13 protein-coding genes are annotated in these 14,648 nt (G+C 64.1%); 3 read left to right on the top strand and 10 right to left on the bottom strand.

Annotated elements, in window-relative coordinates; all coding sequences use genetic code 11:
- Positions 1–158: 158 nt before the first annotated feature.
- The 3 genes from ABIC03_RS03730 to ABIC03_RS03740 form a co-directional block, all read right to left on the bottom strand.
- A complete protein-coding gene (locus ABIC03_RS03730) occupies positions 159–1,040 on the bottom strand; it encodes a CDP-alcohol phosphatidyltransferase family protein (RefSeq protein ID WP_354055622.1) in 882 nt (293 codons plus the stop codon).
- A gap of 86 nt (positions 1,041–1,126) precedes the next feature.
- A complete protein-coding gene (locus ABIC03_RS03735; protein WP_256379932.1) occupies positions 1,127–1,831 on the bottom strand; it encodes a phosphatidylserine decarboxylase in 705 nt (234 codons plus the stop codon).
- Positions 1,832–1,908: 77 nt separating this feature from the next.
- The gene (locus ABIC03_RS03740) at positions 1,909–3,864 is read right to left on the bottom strand and encodes an ABCB family ABC transporter ATP-binding protein/permease (protein WP_354055624.1); all 1,956 of its coding nucleotides are present in this window, start codon (positions 3,862–3,864) and stop codon (positions 1,909–1,911) included.
- 202 nt (positions 3,865–4,066) lie between these two features.
- Here ABIC03_RS03740 and ABIC03_RS03745 point away from each other — a divergent pair, with 202 nt between their 5' ends.
- Positions 4,067–4,672, top strand: coding sequence for an LOG family protein (locus tag ABIC03_RS03745; protein WP_354055625.1), 606 nt, complete (start codon positions 4,067–4,069; stop codon positions 4,670–4,672).
- Here the strand turns inward: ABIC03_RS03745 and ABIC03_RS03750 are convergent.
- The 4 genes from ABIC03_RS03750 to cysS form a co-directional block, all read right to left on the bottom strand.
- Positions 4,669–5,046 carry a VOC family protein gene (locus ABIC03_RS03750; RefSeq protein ID WP_354055627.1) on the bottom strand — a complete coding sequence of 126 codons (378 nt, stop codon included), beginning with the start codon at positions 5,044–5,046 and terminating at the stop codon, positions 4,669–4,671. The two genes, ABIC03_RS03745 and ABIC03_RS03750, sit on opposite strands and share 4 nt — an antisense overlap.
- 145 nt (positions 5,047–5,191) lie before the next feature.
- Positions 5,192–6,790, bottom strand: coding sequence for a citramalate synthase (gene cimA / locus ABIC03_RS03755; RefSeq protein WP_354055629.1), 1,599 nt, complete (start codon positions 6,788–6,790; stop codon positions 5,192–5,194).
- On the bottom strand, positions 6,787–7,296 hold the full coding sequence (locus ABIC03_RS03760) for a GNAT family N-acetyltransferase (protein WP_354055631.1): 510 nt from the start codon (positions 7,294–7,296) through the stop codon (positions 6,787–6,789). Before ABIC03_RS03760 ends, cimA begins: the two co-directional genes overlap by 4 nt.
- A 115-nt stretch (positions 7,297–7,411) precedes the next feature.
- On the bottom strand, positions 7,412–8,794 hold the full coding sequence (cysS, locus tag ABIC03_RS03765; protein ID WP_354055633.1) for a cysteine--tRNA ligase: 1,383 nt from the start codon (positions 8,792–8,794) through the stop codon (positions 7,412–7,414).
- Positions 8,795–9,087: 293 nt separating this feature from the next.
- Between cysS and ABIC03_RS03770 the strand changes: the two genes are divergently transcribed.
- Entirely contained in the window at positions 9,088–9,393 is a 306-nt protein-coding gene (locus ABIC03_RS03770; protein ID WP_007592521.1) for a hypothetical protein, read from the top strand.
- 130 nt (positions 9,394–9,523) lie between these two features.
- On the top strand, positions 9,524–10,714 hold the full coding sequence (locus ABIC03_RS03775) for a DUF2865 domain-containing protein (RefSeq protein WP_354055635.1): 1,191 nt from the start codon (positions 9,524–9,526) through the stop codon (positions 10,712–10,714).
- 166 nt (positions 10,715–10,880) lie between these two features.
- Here ABIC03_RS03775 and ABIC03_RS03780 read toward each other — a convergent pair whose 3' ends face one another.
- The 3 genes from ABIC03_RS03780 to ABIC03_RS03790 form a co-directional block, all read right to left on the bottom strand.
- Positions 10,881–12,638 (bottom strand): NAD+ synthase, encoded by a 1,758-nt coding sequence (locus ABIC03_RS03780; protein ID WP_354055637.1) that lies wholly within the window; start codon positions 12,636–12,638, stop codon positions 10,881–10,883.
- A 91-nt stretch (positions 12,639–12,729) separates the two neighbouring features.
- Complete coding sequence (locus ABIC03_RS03785) at positions 12,730–13,083, bottom strand: diacylglycerol kinase (protein ID WP_275167439.1); 354 nt, start codon at positions 13,081–13,083, stop codon at positions 12,730–12,732.
- Positions 13,084–13,087: 4 nt separating this feature from the next.
- Entirely contained in the window at positions 13,088–14,476 is a 1,389-nt protein-coding gene (locus ABIC03_RS03790) for a class II 3-deoxy-7-phosphoheptulonate synthase (RefSeq protein ID WP_354055641.1), read from the bottom strand.
- Positions 14,477–14,648 lie beyond the last annotated feature (172 nt).

Below are 14,648 nucleotides of genomic sequence, written 5' to 3' on the forward strand. Positions count from 1 at the left end.
CGCTGTTGGCGCGGTGCCGCCGGCACTTGGCGATATAGCCGAGATCGGGTCTCAACCCAACTCAGGGCGCCTCATGGCAGATATCCAAGTCTTGTTGATCAGTGGCTTGCTGCTCTGTGGCTTGCTGCTCAGCGCCTTGCTGCTTAGTGCCCTGCCGTTCAGTGCAAGCGGTCGGGCCGGTCGTCGTCGCGCGGCGGCTCCGACAGGTTTGTCAGCGTCGGTGCCGACGGCGGCGACGAGACTTCGCCTCCTGCCGACCCGGTGGCTTCCAACGCGCGCGCCTGATCGCGATAGGATTTGTAGCCGAGCGGCAAAGCGAGGAGATACAGCACCGTGCCGATCGACAGCACGTGCCAGGGATAGGCGATCAGCAGCGCGATGAAGACGATGACTGCGACGAACGCAGGCAGCACCAGTTCGGGCGGCACCCGCATGCGCTTGGTCTTGCCGGAGAACACCGGTAGGCGCGACACCATCAGGAAGGCGATCAGCAGCGTATACGCAGCCGTCACCGCCGCAGGCAGCCGGCCGAGATCGAGGAACGCGACATAGATCGGCAGCAGTACCGTGATCGCGCCGGCCGGCGCCGGGACGCCGGTGAAGAAATTGGCGGCGAAGGCCGGCTTGTTGGGATCGTCCATGGTGGCATTGAAGCGCGCCAGGCGGAGGCCACCGGAGATCGCAAACACCATGGCGGCGATCCAGCCGGCATTGCCGAGTTCGTGCAGCTGCCAGAAATACAGCATCAGGCCGGGCGCCACGCCGAAATTGACGAAGTCGGCGAGGCTGTCGAGCTCGGCGCCGAACTTGGACTGCCCTTTGATCATGCGCGCGATGCGGCCGTCGATGCCGTCGAGCGCCGCCGCGAACACGATGGCGTAGACCGCGAGCGACATCCGCCCCTCGATCGAGAGCCGGATCGAGGTCAGGCCGGCGCAGATCGCCAGCAGCGTGATGACGTTGGGCACCAGCATGCGCACCGGGATCGGGCGGAACCGCCGCCGGCGTACGTCTGGATCTCTAGAGTCGTAGGGCGTCATGGCTCGTCCTCACCTTGGGGCGAGATATAGCAAGCCGCGTTCCCCTCCGCCATTGCGGCGGAGGACCCCTCAGGCCGACTTATTGGTTAATTGGAGCGGTAGGCGCGACTCGGGTCGTCTCCGGCGAGATCGGCCAGAATCGTCTCGCCGGCGATCGCGGTCTGCCCTTCCGAGACCAGCGCCTTGGTGCCCAGCGGCAGATAGACGTCGAGCCGCGAGCCGAATCGGATCAGGCCGAAACGCTCGCCGGCGCCGATCGCCTGCCCTTCTTTGACGAAGCAGACGATGCGCTTGGCGACCAAGCCCGCGATCTGGATCACGCCGATCCGCGCCGTCGGCGTCGTGATCACCAGCGAGTTGCGCTCGTTGTCCTCGCTCGCCTTGTCCAGCTCGGCATTGATGAACAGGCCGGGGCGGTAGGCAATACGGTCCACCCTGCCCGCGATCGGGCTACGGTTCACATGGCAGTTGAACACGCTCATGAACACCGAGATGCGCGGCAGCGGCCGGTCGCCGAGCCCGAGCTCGGCCGGCGGCAGCGCCATGGTGATCATCGAGACACGGCCGTCGGCCGGCGACACCACGAGCCCCTCGCGCACCGGCGTCACCCTGACGGGGTCGCGGAAGAACAGCGCGCACCACACGGTCAGGATGGTGCCGATCCACCCCAAAGGCGACCACAGCCAGAACAGGACGAGGCTTGCCAGCGCAAAGCCACCGATGAAGGGATAACCCTCCTTGTGGATCGGCGGGATCTGACGCTGGATCGAATCGAGAATGGACATCGCTATCTGCCGCTCAGGGTTGATGGCGCAGGTCGTCCCGCGCGGTGGTGTTGTTTAGGCCAGAGTTGGGACCGGAGACAAGGTCACTCCGCCGCGGCAGGCGTCGTCAGGACATCGGCGACCGGCGGAGGCTCCCGGTTGGGCGCCTCGCCGGAATCGGCCATCCTGGCCAGTTTCTCGCGCGCCGCCTCGGCTTCGCGCTGCCTGTTCCACATGCTGGCGTAAAGTCCCCCCTCCGCGAGCAGTTTCGCGTGGGTGCCGCGTTCGGCGATGCGGCCCTGGTCCAGCACGATGATCTCGTCGGCGCCGACGATGGTCGAAAGCCGATGGGCGATCACCAGCGAGGTGCGGTTCTTCGCCACGCGCTCGAGCGCGCCCTGGATCTCGTGCTCGGTGTGGGTGTCAAGCGCGGAGGTCGCCTCGTCCAGCACCAGGATCGGCGGCGCCTTCAACACGGTGCGCGCGATCGCGACCCGCTGTTTTTCGCCACCGGATAGTTTCAGGCCGCGTTCGCCGACCTGGGTCTCGTAGCCTTTCGGCGCCATGCGGATAAAACGATCGATCTGCGCCAGCTGCGCTGCCTGCTCGACCTCGGCATCGCTGGCGTCCCAGCGACCGTAGCGGATGTTGTAGCGGATGGTGTCGTTGAACAGCACGGTGTCCTGCGGCACCATGCCGATGGACGCGCGCAAGCTCGCCTGCGTGACTTCGCGAATGTCCTGGCCGTCGATCAGGATCTTGCCGCCGGAAATGTCGTAGAGGCGAAACAACAGGCGTGAGATGGTCGACTTGCCCGCACCGGACGGTCCGACGATCGCGACCGTCTTGCCGGCCGGCACCTCGAAGCTGATGCCCTTGAGGATCGGACGGGACGGCTCATAGGCAAAGCGCACGTCCTCGAAACGCACATTGCCCGCGGAGACCACCAGCGGCTTCGCGCCCGGCGCATCCTTGATCTCGGCCTCGCGCCCCAGCACGTTGAACATCTTCTCGATGTCGATGATCGCCTGCTTGATCTCGCGATAGACCATGCCCATGAAGTTCAAGGGCTGGTAAAGCTGGATCATCATGGCGTTGACCAGCACGAAATCGCCGACCGTGTTGGTGCCGTTGCGCACGCCGATCGCACACATCAGCATGGTCGCGGTCAGCCCCAGCGTGAAGATCACGGCTTGCCCGGTGTTGAGCACGGCAAGCGAAGTGTAAGCCTGGACGCTCGACTCCTCGTAACGCGCGACCGATCGGTCATAGCGCTGCGACTCACGGGTCTCGGCGCTGAAATATTTGACGGTCTCGTAGTTCAGCAGCGAGTCGATCGCCTTGGTGTTCGCCTCGGTGTCGGCATCGTTCATCTTGCGGCGGATGCCGATCCGCCACTCGGTCGCGATGTAGGTATAGTACATGTAGACCGCGACAGTGACGAGGGTCGCGAGCACGTAGCGCCAATCGAACTGCCACAGCAGCACGGCCATCAGCAGCGAGACCTCGACGATGGTCGGGATCAACTGCAGGATCACCATGCGCACGATGACCTCGATACCCTCGCGGCCGCGCTCGAGCACGCGCGTCAGGCCGCCGGTCTTGCGCTCCAGGTGGAAGCGCAGCGACAGCTCGTGCATGTGGATGAAGGTGATGGTGGCGAGCTTGCGCACCGCATGCATGGCAACGCGCGCGAAAATGCCGTCGCGCCATTGCGTCAGCACCGCCATCACGATGCGCATCACGCCGTAGCTCGCGGTCAGCAGCAACGGCGAGGCGATTACCCAGAGGTGCCAATTGTCGGCCTGCACCGGCGCCGTGTTGGCGCCGGTCAGCGCGTCGGTCGCCCATTTGAAACTGAAAGGAACCGTCAGCGTGATCAGCTTGGCGGCGAGCAGCAGCACCATCGACCAGACCACGCGCATCTTCAGGTCGAAACGGTCGCCCGGCCAGATATAGGGCCACAGATGCGCCAACGTGCCCATCAGCGTGGCCCGCTCCAGCGGCCCCCCGGCGGGATCAGGAACGTTGGGGCCGGCGGGCGATTGAGCTTGGTCCATCAAGAAGCCTGAAAAGCCCGTCAGATGCGGGCAGCGTTGCCATTAAGGATTTTCGTTTGTCATATAGAGCCTTAACGATGCCCATGCACCCCGCCAGATGGCGAATCTTCGATTGTTCTTCGTCGTTTACCGGTAGATTTCCGGAAGTCCCGAATCACCGATTGGGCTTGACGCCTCTTCGCTGCAATGCATCATGGCACCAATGAGCACGATCAAAACCGTCTGTGTCTATTGCGGCTCCGGCCCAGGAACAAATCCCCGTTTCACCGAAGGCGCCAAGGCGTTCGGCAAGGCGCTCGCTGAGAACAAGATCCGCCTCGTCTACGGCGGCGGCTCGCTCGGCCTGATGGGCTCGGTCGCGACCTCCGTGCTCGATCACGGCGGCACCGTCACCGGCATCATCCCCGATTTCCTGCGGATGCGCGAAAACGCGCTGACCCGCGTGCAGGAGATGATCGTCACCCCCGACATGCACGAGCGCAAGCGGCTGATGTTCGAACGCTCCGACGCCTTCGTGGCGCTACCTGGCGGCGTCGGCACGCTGGAGGAGTTGGTTGAGCAATTGACCTGGAAGCAGCTCGGACGTCATGCCAAGCCGGTGCTGCTTGCCAACATCGATAATTTCTGGGAGCCGCTGTTCTCGCTGCTGTCGCACATGCGTCAGACCGAGTTCATCCGCGCCGGGCTTTCGGTCGACATCCTCAAGGCCGATCGGATCGAAGAGATTTTGCCGAAGCTGAAGGCGGCTGCGGCACAGATCGACGATGCCGAAAAGCAGCTCGCCCCGGAAATGGCGCGCAAACTTTAGTCCGCAGGAAACGTCACCGCCTCGATCCGGTTACCATCGGGGTCGACGACAAAGGCTGCGTAATAACGCACGCGATCGTGCGGGCGGATACCCGGCGCGCCGTCGGACGTGCCGCCGGCGGACAGCGCGGCAGTGTGAAATGCATCGATTTCGGCGGTCGTCTTGGCCCGCAGGCAGATATGCACGCCGCTCTCCGGCGGCACGCGTGGCATGCCCTCGCGCAGATTGATCCAGACTTCGGGATAGGCCTTGCCAAAGCCGATCGTCCGCGGCCGCGTGACGACGCGCGTGAGCCCGATGGCCCCGAGCGTTGCTTCGTAAAATGTCGCCGAGCGTTGCAGATCGCTGACGCCGACGGAGATGTGGTCGATCATGGGTCACGCTCCCCTCTCTCCTCGTCATTGCGAACGAAGCGAAGCAATCCAGACTGGCTCTGCGGAAGCACTCTGGATTGCTTCGTCGCTTCGCTCCTCGCAATGACGGCATTGATGGCGCCGCCATAGCTCACATCACTATTCCCTACGCCGGCGCGCCCGACTTCACCAGCTTGTAGATCACCGAATCCATCAGCGCCTGGAACGAGGCATCGATGATGTTGGGGGAGACGCCGACCGTGGTCCAGCTGTCGCCGTTCTCGTCCTCGCTCTCGATCAGGACGCGCGTGACCGCGCCGGTGCCGCCGTTGAGGATACGGACGCGATAGTCGATCAGCGTCAGGCCTTCGATATATTTCTGGTACTTGCCGAGATCCTTGCGCAGCGCAACGTCGAGCGCGTTGACGGGGCCGTTGCCTTCGGCCGCCGAGATCAGATGCTCGCCGGCGACGTCGACCTTGACCACCGCCAGCGCCACGGTGACGCGCTCGCCATGCGAATTGTAACGCTGCTCGACATTGACGTCGAACTGTTCGACCTCGAAATAATGCGGCACCTTGCCGAGCGTGCGCCGCGCCAGCAGCTCGAACGAGGCGTTGGCGGATTCATAGGCGTAGCCTTGCGCCTCGCGCTCCTTCAACTCCTCGACCAGCCGCGACAGTTTCGGATCGCTCTTCTCGTAGGCGATGCCGGCGCGGTCGAGCTCGGCGATGACATTGGAGCGGCCGGCCTGATCGGACACCAGGACCTTTCGGTGATTGCCGACCAGCTCCGGCAGGACATGCTCGTAAGTCTGCGGATCCTTCAGCACGGCGGAGGCGTGGATGCCGGTCTTGGTGACGAACGCGCTCTCGCCGACATAGGCTGCATGACGGTTCGGCACCCGGTTGAGCATGTCGTCGAGCGTGCGCGATACCTTGACCAGAGTTGCGAGCTTCTCCGCCGTGACGCCGATCTCGAAGGCGTCGCCATACTCGGCCTTCAGCTTCAAGGTCGGGATCAGCGAGCAGAGATTGGCGTTGCCGCAGCGCTCGCCGAGGCCGTTCAGCGTGCCCTGGATCTGCCGCGCCCCGGCGCGCACCGCGGCCAGCGAATTCGCCACCGCCTGCTCGGTGTCGTTATGGGCGTGGATGCCGAGATGATCGCCGGGGATGTGCTTCGTCACCTCGGCAACGATGGCTTCGACCTCGTTCGGCATGGTGCCGCCGTTGGTGTCGCACAGCACCACCCAGCGCGCGCCGGCTTCATAAGCAGCTTTGGCGCAGGCGAGAGCGAAACTGGAATCCTCCTTGTAACCGTCGAAGAAATGCTCGCAGTCGAGCATCACCTCGCGGCCGGCGGCCTTTGCTGCTGCGACGCTGTCGCGGATCGAGGCGAGGTTTTCCTCCTTCGTCGTCTCCAGCGCCACGCGCACCTGATAGGCCGACGACTTCGCCACGAAGCAGATCGCGTCGGCTTTGGCTTCCAGCAGCCCGGCTACACCGGGATCGTTGGAGACCGACCGGCCGGCTCGCCGCGTCATGCCGAACGCAGTGAAGCGCGCATGCGAAAACTTCGGCTTGGTGCCGAAGAACTCGGTGTCGGTCGGATTGGCGCCGGGATAGCCGCCCTCGACATAGTCGATGCCGAGTTCATCGAGCATCTGGGCGATGATTTGCTTGTCGGTCAGCGTGAAATCGACGCCATTGGTCTGCGCACCGTCGCGCAGCGTGGTGTCGAACAGATAAAGGCGCTCCTTGCTCATTGCAGTGCTCCCGATGCGGGTCCGCTGCCGAGCGTCTTCTGCATTGTGGTGTTGGCCAGCCACTCGTCGTTAACGGTGATGCTGTTGCGCTGCATGGCGACATAGCCGCGCTTGGCGAAAAAGCCCTGCGCGTTGTCGCTGGCGTCGACCGTCAGCTTGTCGGCACCGCGGCCGCCCGCAAGCTTTTCCAGCGCATCGACCAGCATCGTCGCGAGGCCCTGCCCGGCCACGGCCGGATGCACATAGAGCATGCGGATATGATCCTTGCCGCGCAGCGACGCAAAGCCCACGGGCGATCCCTCCAGCGTTGCGATCAGCGTCAGGTCGGAGGCGAGTCGCTTGCCGAACTCTTCGTCCTCCGCCGCCGTCATCCAGGCCTGCTGCTGCGCTTCGTTATAGTCGTCGCCGGTCAGCTCTTCGATGCTGGCCGTGAAGATCGCGGCGAGAACCGGCACGTCCTCCGGCAGGAAGGGCCGCAGGCCGGGCTTGGGGAGTGCTTGTGCCATCGTCTTCACCACATCCCATAGAGTTTCAGCGCCAGCGCCACGGCAGCGCCGAGCAGCAGGATTTTCAGCGCGATGTAATAGAACCAGTGCCGCGGAAAGGGCGTGTCGGGCCGCTTCATCGCGCGACCTCCCACGTCGTCCCTTCCTTGGAATCCTTGATCGCAACGCCCATCGCGGCAAGCAGATCGCGGATACGATCGGACTCCGCAAAGTCCTTGCGCGCTCGCGCTGCCGTCCGCTCCGAGATCAGCCGCTCGACTTCCTTGGCATCGACGCCGCTCGCCAGCTGCTTGCGCCCTTCCCACTGCGCGGCACTCTCGGAGAGAAAGCCGAGCAGACGCAACGAACCCCCGAGAGCACCAACATCGCTGCCGCGCAGGCCATGCAGCGCCGTAATCGCCAGCGGCGTGTTGAGGTCGTCGAGCAGCGGCTCGACCACTGACGGGGCGGGCTTGCCGGCCGTGACGTCAGCCGCAACCCGATACCAGTCGTCGAGCGTCTTGGCGCTCTCCTCAAGCGACTTCATCGTCCAGTCGATCGGCGAGCGGTAATGCGTCTTGAGCATATTCAGGCGCAACACTTCGCCCGGCCAATCCGCGAGCAGCTCGTGAATCGTGACGAAATTGCCGAGCGATTTCGACATCTTCTCGCTCTCGACCTGCAGGAAGCCGTTATGCATCCAGTAATTCGCCATCCGCTCCCGGTGGAAGGCGCAGCAGGTCTGCGCGACCTCGTTCTCGTGATGCGGAAACACGAGATCGATGCCGCCGCCATGGATGTCGAAGTACTCGCCGAGATGCTTCCAGGCCATGGCCGAGCACTCGACATGCCAGCCCGGACGGCCCTGCGCGGCGATGCCGGCCGGTGACGGCCATGACGGCTCGCCGGGCTTGGACGGCTTCCACAGCACGAAGTCGGTGTTGCCCTTCTTGTAGGGCGCGACATCGACGCGGGCGCCGGCAACCATCTCGTCCAGCGAGCGGTTGGACAGCGCGCCATAGCGCGGCAGCCCGGAATTGGCCGCGTTCATCGCCTGCGGCGAGAACAGCACGTGATCCTCGGCAGCATAAGCAAAGCCGCCGGCGACCAGCCGTTCGATGATCTCGCGCATTTCGCCGATGTGTTCGGTGGCGCGCGGCTCGACGCTCGGCCGCAGCGCACCGAGTGCGTCGACATCAGCGTGAAACTGTCTGCCGGTCTGCTCCGTGACTTTTCGGATCGCCTCGTTCAGCGGGAGGCCGGGAAAATCGCGCGCGGCACGGTCGTTGATCTTGTCGTCGACGTCGGTGATGTTGCGGACATATTTGACGTGCGCCTCACCGTAGAGATGGCGCAGCAGTCGGAACAGCACGTCGAACACGATCACCGGCCGGGCATTGCCGATATGGGCGAAGTCATAGACCGTCGGTCCGCAGACATACATGCGGACGTCCTTGGCATCGAGCGGCACGAAGGTGCGCTTTTCCCGGCTCAGCGTATCGTAAAGGCGCAATTCCATAAGGATACCCGTCGGCTGTTGGCCGGGCGTCCAGTGCTCTCAATGGTTTTGAGAAAAGACGGCTCCAGCCAGCGAATCGCTAGCTCGTAATCTCGCGGCAAATGGCGCAAATGACGAGGAGACCGTTCATGACGGAACATATGGGCTATGAGGCGGCCCCGCGTCAAGAGAGCCGCGGAAATGCCGCTTTATCTCCGCACTGCGCAGCTGTCACGCATAGATGGTTCATCTCCTTAACCATTTGAGCCCATTCTGGAACTGGCAGTTCCTTCTTTTTTTGCCCCGGTGTTTTTATGCGATCATTGCTCGCGCTCATTTCCTGCGCCTCAATCCTTGTTGTTTCCAGCGCTCTCGCCGAGACCCGCGTCTTCATCATCCCCAACCAGGCGGACGGTTACGGCGTCGATCAGTGCCTGGCCAAGAGCGACAAATGCGGCGCGCAGGTCGCGCGCACCTACTGCCAGTCACGCGATTTTGCCCAGGCTTCGGCCTATCGCCGGGTCGATCCCGACGAAATTACCGGCTCTGTCCCCAAATCCGGCGCAAACTGCTCCCATGGCCATTGCGACGAATATGTCGCAATCACCTGCCAGCGCTGAATTCGCTCGGAACTGGCGTACTTTAGGCCCAATCGCTGGCCTCTGAAACGACGTGACGATGCCGCAGGAAGCGGCTATGGGAGGGCGCGCTTCGGCCCCCCACATCACGCGTGGCCGTGACCTCGCTAGAATGGCGGATATGCCTGAATTTTTGTCTCTCTCCCGTGCTCGCTCGATCCTTGCCTGCGCCGTGCTCTTGAGCACGGTCATGCTCGTCAATAACGCGTTCGCACAGGCCGGACCGCCGGGACCGCCGCCTCAGCCCGGCCAGAACGGGCTCGGACCCAATCCGATGTGCGCGCGCCTGGAAGGCCAGCTCGCCGGTCTCGATCGTGGCGGCGGCGGTGATCCCGCGCGCGAAGACCAGATCCGCCGCTATCAGGAATCCCAGACCAAGCAGCAAGCCGAGCTCGACCGCGTCACCATGCAGGCCAAGCGCATGGGTTGCGATTCCTCCGGCTTCTTCTCGCTGTTCAGCGGCCAGTCCGCGCAATGCGGTCCGGTCAATACCCAGATCCAGCAGATGCGCGCCAATCTGGACCAGATCACCGGCAACCTCGAACGCCTGCGCGGCGGCGGCCCCGGCGGCTTCAGCCCCGAGCGTGACAACCAGCGCCGCTCCGTGCTGGCAGCGCTGGCACAGAACAATTGCGGCCCGCAATATGCCAACGCCGCGCAGTCGCAGGGCGGCGGCAACTTCCTGAGCAATCTGTTCGGCGGCAACAACCCCAACAATCCGCAAGGCGTGCCGCCGTCCGATCTCGGCCCGCAATCAGGCACCTATCGCACCGTGTGCGTGCGCACCTGCGACGGCGCTTATTTCCCGGTCTCGTTTGCGACCGTGCCCGCGCGCTTCCCCGACGACGAGAAGACCTGCAAGGCACTGTGCCCGGCCGCCGAGGCCGTGCTCTACACCCATCGCAACCCCGGCGAAGACATGAACTCCGCGGTCTCCACCAGCGGCCAGCCCTACACGGCCCTGCCGACCGCGTTCAAATTCCGCAGCGAGTTCAACCCGTCCTGCTCCTGCAAGGCTGCGGGCCAGACCTGGGCCGACGCGCTGAAATCCGCCGACGACAAGGCATCGGCCGAGCAGCAGGGTGACATCATCGTCACCGAGGAGAGCGCCAAGAAGATGCAGCAGCGGCAGCTCAACAAGGGCACGCCTGCGAATGCAAAGAAGGGCGCGGCTCCGGCACCGACGACTGCTGGCGCGCCGGCAGCAACGCCGCCGGCGGAAACGGGCACCCCTGCGACATCATCCGAGAACAAGCCGATCCGTTCGGTTGGGCCAAGTTTCCTGCCGCAACAGCAGAAGTAGGTCACCACGCACAACTGTCATGCCCCGCGAAGGCGGGGCATCCAGTACTCCGTGTCATCACTTGGGTTTCGACAACGCCCGCCGCGGCGTACTGGATCATCCGCCTTTGCGGATGATGACGGCGTCGTACGTGGCGACAGCGTCCATCCACGAACTTCGGCCAGCCTCACCCCTCGAACGCGTCGATCGAGGCTTTGCTCCCACGCGACACCAGCGTCTCGTCCGGGGCGGCGAGCTGCTCGCCTTTGTCGCGAAAACGGTTGGTGATGGGATAGCGGCGGTCGCGGCCGAAATTCCTGGCCGTGACCTTGACGCCGGGCGCGGCCTGGCGGCGCTTATATTCGGCGACATTGAGGAGATGATCGATGCGGATGACCGTCTCGCGGTCGAAGCCGGCGGCGATGATCTGGTCGAGCGGCTCTTCGCGCTCGATGAGACGCTCCAGGATGGCATCGAGCACGTCGTAAGCCGGCAACGAATCCTGGTCGGTCTGGTTCTCGCGCAGCTCCGCGGTCGGTGGACGCGTGATGATGTCGGGCGGGATCACCTCACCGGCCGGCCCCAGCGCCCCCTCGGGCTTCCACGAATTGCGCAAGCTTGCCAGCCGAAACACCTGCGTCTTGTAGATGTCCTTGATCGGATTGAAGCCGCCGTTCATGTCGCCGTAGAGCGTGGCGTAGCCGACCGACATTTCCGACTTGTTGCCGGTTGTCACCACCATTAGGCCGGTCTTGTTGGAGATCGCCATCAGCAGCGTGCCGCGGGTGCGGGCCTGGAGATTTTCCTCGGTGACATCGGGCGGCAGATTCTTGAAGACGCCGGAGAGGATGGTCTCGAACGCGGTCACCGCTTCCGCGATCGGCAGCACCTCGTAGCGGATGCCGAGATGGTCGGCGAGCTCGCCGGCGTCGGCAATCGAGCTAGCCGCGGTGTAGCGATAAGGTAGCATCACGCCGTGCACCTGATCGGCCCCGAGTGCATCGACCGCGATCGCTGCGCACAGCGCGGAGTCGATGCCCCCGGAAATGCCGAGCAGCACACCGGGAAAGCCATTCTTGGCGACGTAGTCGCGCAGACCCAGCACGCAGGCCGCGTAGTCGGCGTGGTCGCCGTCGGGCTGCGCGGCGATCGGACCGGTGCAACGCCAATCGTCGCCGCTCCTCGTGAAGCGCAGTGTAGTGACGCTCTCCGCGAACGCCGGCAATTGCGCCGCAAGCGAGAGATCGCCGTTGAGCGCGAAGGAAGCACCGTCGAACACCAGCTCGTCCTGGCCGCAAACCTGGTTGAGATAGACCAGCGGCAGGCCGCTCTCGGTGACGCGCGCGACCGCGACCGACAACCGCACGTCGGCCTTGTTGCGGGCGTAAGGAGATCCGTTCGGCACAAGGATGATCTCGGCGCCGGTCTCGGCCAGCGTCTCGACCACGTTCTCGTAGTCCTCGGACTCCTCCAGCCAGATGTCCTCGCAGATCGGCACACCGATACGCACGCCGCGCACGGTGACGGGACCGGCCGCGGGGCCGCGCGAAAACAGCCGCTTCTCGTCGAACACGCCGTAGTTCGGCAGATTGCATTTGAAGCGCAAGCCAGCGATACGGCCGCCATCGAGCAGCGCGCAGGCATTGTAGAGCCTGCCCTCCTCGACCCAGGGCGTGCCGATCAGCATGGCCGGCCCGCCATCGGCGGTCTCGCGCGCGAGCGCTTCGATCGCAGCGCGGCAGGCGGCCTGAAACGAAGGCTTCTGCACCAGATCTTCCGGCGGGTAACCGGCGATGAACAATTCCGGAAACAGCACGAGATCGGCGCCGTCGGCGGCTGCCTGCACGCGCGCTGCGCGCGCTTTCGCGGCATTGCCGTCGATGTCGCCCATGGTCGGATTGAGCTGGGCGAGCGTGACCGCGAATGCGTTGAGACGTTCGGTCATGGCGCTCCGATCAGAGCATGATCCGGAAAAGTGTGAAGCGGTTTTCCGAAAAGATCATGCCCAAAAAACAGTCTAAAGCGCGAGACGCGCTTTAGAGAAATCCCAAACGCTCGATGATGGCGATGATCCAGAACGCGCCGGCCATCAGGAGCGCAATACCGACCGCGGCCGAGCCCATGTCCTTGACCCGTCCGATCTGCTTGTCGTGATCCATGGTCAGCCGGTCGGCAAGCTTCTCGATCGCAGTATTGAGCAGCTCGACCACCAGCACGAACGCGACCGCGCAGATCAGCTCGACCGCGCGCATCGCGGTCGCGCCGACGAACCATGCGAGCGGCAGCGACAACAGGAGCGCAACGATCTCCTCGCGGACGGCCTGCTCCGAGCGGAACGCAAAGGCCAGACCGTTACGGGAATTGATCGTGGCCTTCCAGATTCGCAGCAAGGTCTTAGAGCCCCGCCGCGGCCGGCATCGGCCTGACCTTGCCTGCGCGTTCCTGCTTGAGCAGTTCTGCGACCAGGAAAGCCATGTCGATGGATTGCTCGGCGTTGAGCCGGGGATCACAGACCGTGTGATAGCGGTCGTTGAGATCCTCGTCGGTGATCGCGCGGGCGCCGCCGAGGCACTCGGTGACGTCCTGACCGGTCATCTCCAGATGCACGCCGCCGGCATGGGTGCCTTCCGCGGCGTGGATCGCGAAGAACGACTTCACCTCGGACAGGATGCGGTCGAAAGGCCGCGTCTTGTAGCCTGACGTCGAGGTGATGGTGTTGCCGTGCATGGGATCGCACGACCAGACAACCACCTTGCCCTCGCGCTTCACGGCGCGGATCATGTTCGGCAGGTGCTCGCCGATCTTGTCGGAGCCGAAGCGGCCGATCAGCGTCAGCCGGCCCGGTTCGTTGTCGGGATTGAGCACGTCGATCAGCTTCAGCAGCTCGTCGGGCTTGAGCGACGGGCCGCACTTGAGCCCGATCGGATTCTTGATGCCGCGGAAATATTCGATATGGCCGTGGTCGAGCTGGCGGGTGCGGTCGCCGATCCAGATCATGTGACCCGAGGTCGCGTACCAGTCGCCGGTGGTGGAATCGACGCGGGTCATCGCCTGCTCGTAGCCGAGCAGCAGCGCCTCGTGGCTGGTGTAGAAATCGGTCGCGCGCAGCTCGGGATGGGCCTCGAGATCAAGGCCGCAGGCGCGCATGAAATTGAGCGCATCGGAGATCCGGTCGGCCAATTCCTTGTAGCGGCGGGACTGCGGACTATCCTTGAGGAAGCCGAGCATCCACTGATGCACGCTGCCGAGATTGGCGTAGCCGCCGGTCGCGAACGCACGCAGCAGGTTCAGCGTCGCGGCCGACTGGCGATAGGCCATCAGCTGGCGCTGCGGATCAGGGACGCGCGCTTGCTTGGTAAAGGCGATGTCGTTGACGATGTCGCCGCGATAGCTCGGCAGCTCGACACCCTCGATCTTCTCGGTCGACGAGGACCGGGGTTTCGCGAACTGGCCGGCGACGCGCCCGACCTTCACCACCGGGACGGCGCCGGCATAAGTCAGCACCACCGCCATCTGGAGCAACACGCGAAAGAAGTCGCGGATATTGTTGGCGCCGTGCTCGGCAAAGCTCTCGGCGCAGTCGCCGCCCTGCAGCAGGAAGGCCTCACCGGCTGCGACCCGCGCCAGCGCCTTCTTCAGATTGCGCGCCTCGCCCGCGAACACCAGCGGCGGAAAGGTCGCAAGCTGCGCCTCGACGTCGGCCAGGGCCTTGGCGTCGGGATAATCGGGCACCTGTAGCACCGGCTTGCTGCGCCAGGACTCGGGCGTCCACCGCTCGGACATCGCAATCTCTCCGTGAAGCAAAAAGCACAACCTGATCTGTGGGTTGCGAGGGTCGCCTTATACACAGGCTGGCCACCGGCCGCCAGTTGTAAATCCGTCTGGCACTGCAAAGCCTTGCGGGGAAAGCCAAATTCGCATTTGCTGGGAAACGGCTTGGAAACTCGCAAGATAC

Source organism: Bradyrhizobium sp. RT6a (genome assembly GCF_040547675.1).
Classification (GTDB): Bacteria; Pseudomonadota; Alphaproteobacteria; order Rhizobiales; family Xanthobacteraceae; genus Bradyrhizobium.

Coding starts and splice junctions, on each gene's coding strand:
- ABIC03_RS03730 (WP_354055622.1), bottom strand. CDS start 1,040: ATGACGCCCTACGACTCTAGAGATCCAGACGTACGCCGGCGGCGGTTC.
- ABIC03_RS03740 (WP_354055624.1), bottom strand. CDS start 3,864: ATGGACCAAGCTCAATCGCCCGCCGGCCCCAACGTTCCTGATCCCGCC.
- ABIC03_RS03745 (WP_354055625.1), top strand. CDS start 4,067: ATGAGCACGATCAAAACCGTCTGTGTCTATTGCGGCTCCGGCCCAGGA.
- ABIC03_RS03750 (WP_354055627.1), bottom strand. CDS start 5,046: ATGATCGACCACATCTCCGTCGGCGTCAGCGATCTGCAACGCTCGGCG.
- cimA (WP_354055629.1), bottom strand. CDS start 6,790: ATGAGCAAGGAGCGCCTTTATCTGTTCGACACCACGCTGCGCGACGGT.
- ABIC03_RS03760 (WP_354055631.1), bottom strand. CDS start 7,296: ATGGCACAAGCACTCCCCAAGCCCGGCCTGCGGCCCTTCCTGCCGGAG.
- cysS (WP_354055633.1), bottom strand. CDS start 8,794: ATGGAATTGCGCCTTTACGATACGCTGAGCCGGGAAAAGCGCACCTTC.
- ABIC03_RS03770 (WP_007592521.1), top strand. CDS start 9,088: ATGCGATCATTGCTCGCGCTCATTTCCTGCGCCTCAATCCTTGTTGTT.
- ABIC03_RS03775 (WP_354055635.1), top strand. CDS start 9,524: ATGGCGGATATGCCTGAATTTTTGTCTCTCTCCCGTGCTCGCTCGATC.
- ABIC03_RS03780 (WP_354055637.1), bottom strand. CDS start 12,638: ATGACCGAACGTCTCAACGCATTCGCGGTCACGCTCGCCCAGCTCAAT.
- ABIC03_RS03790 (WP_354055641.1), bottom strand. CDS start 14,476: ATGTCCGAGCGGTGGACGCCCGAGTCCTGGCGCAGCAAGCCGGTGCTA.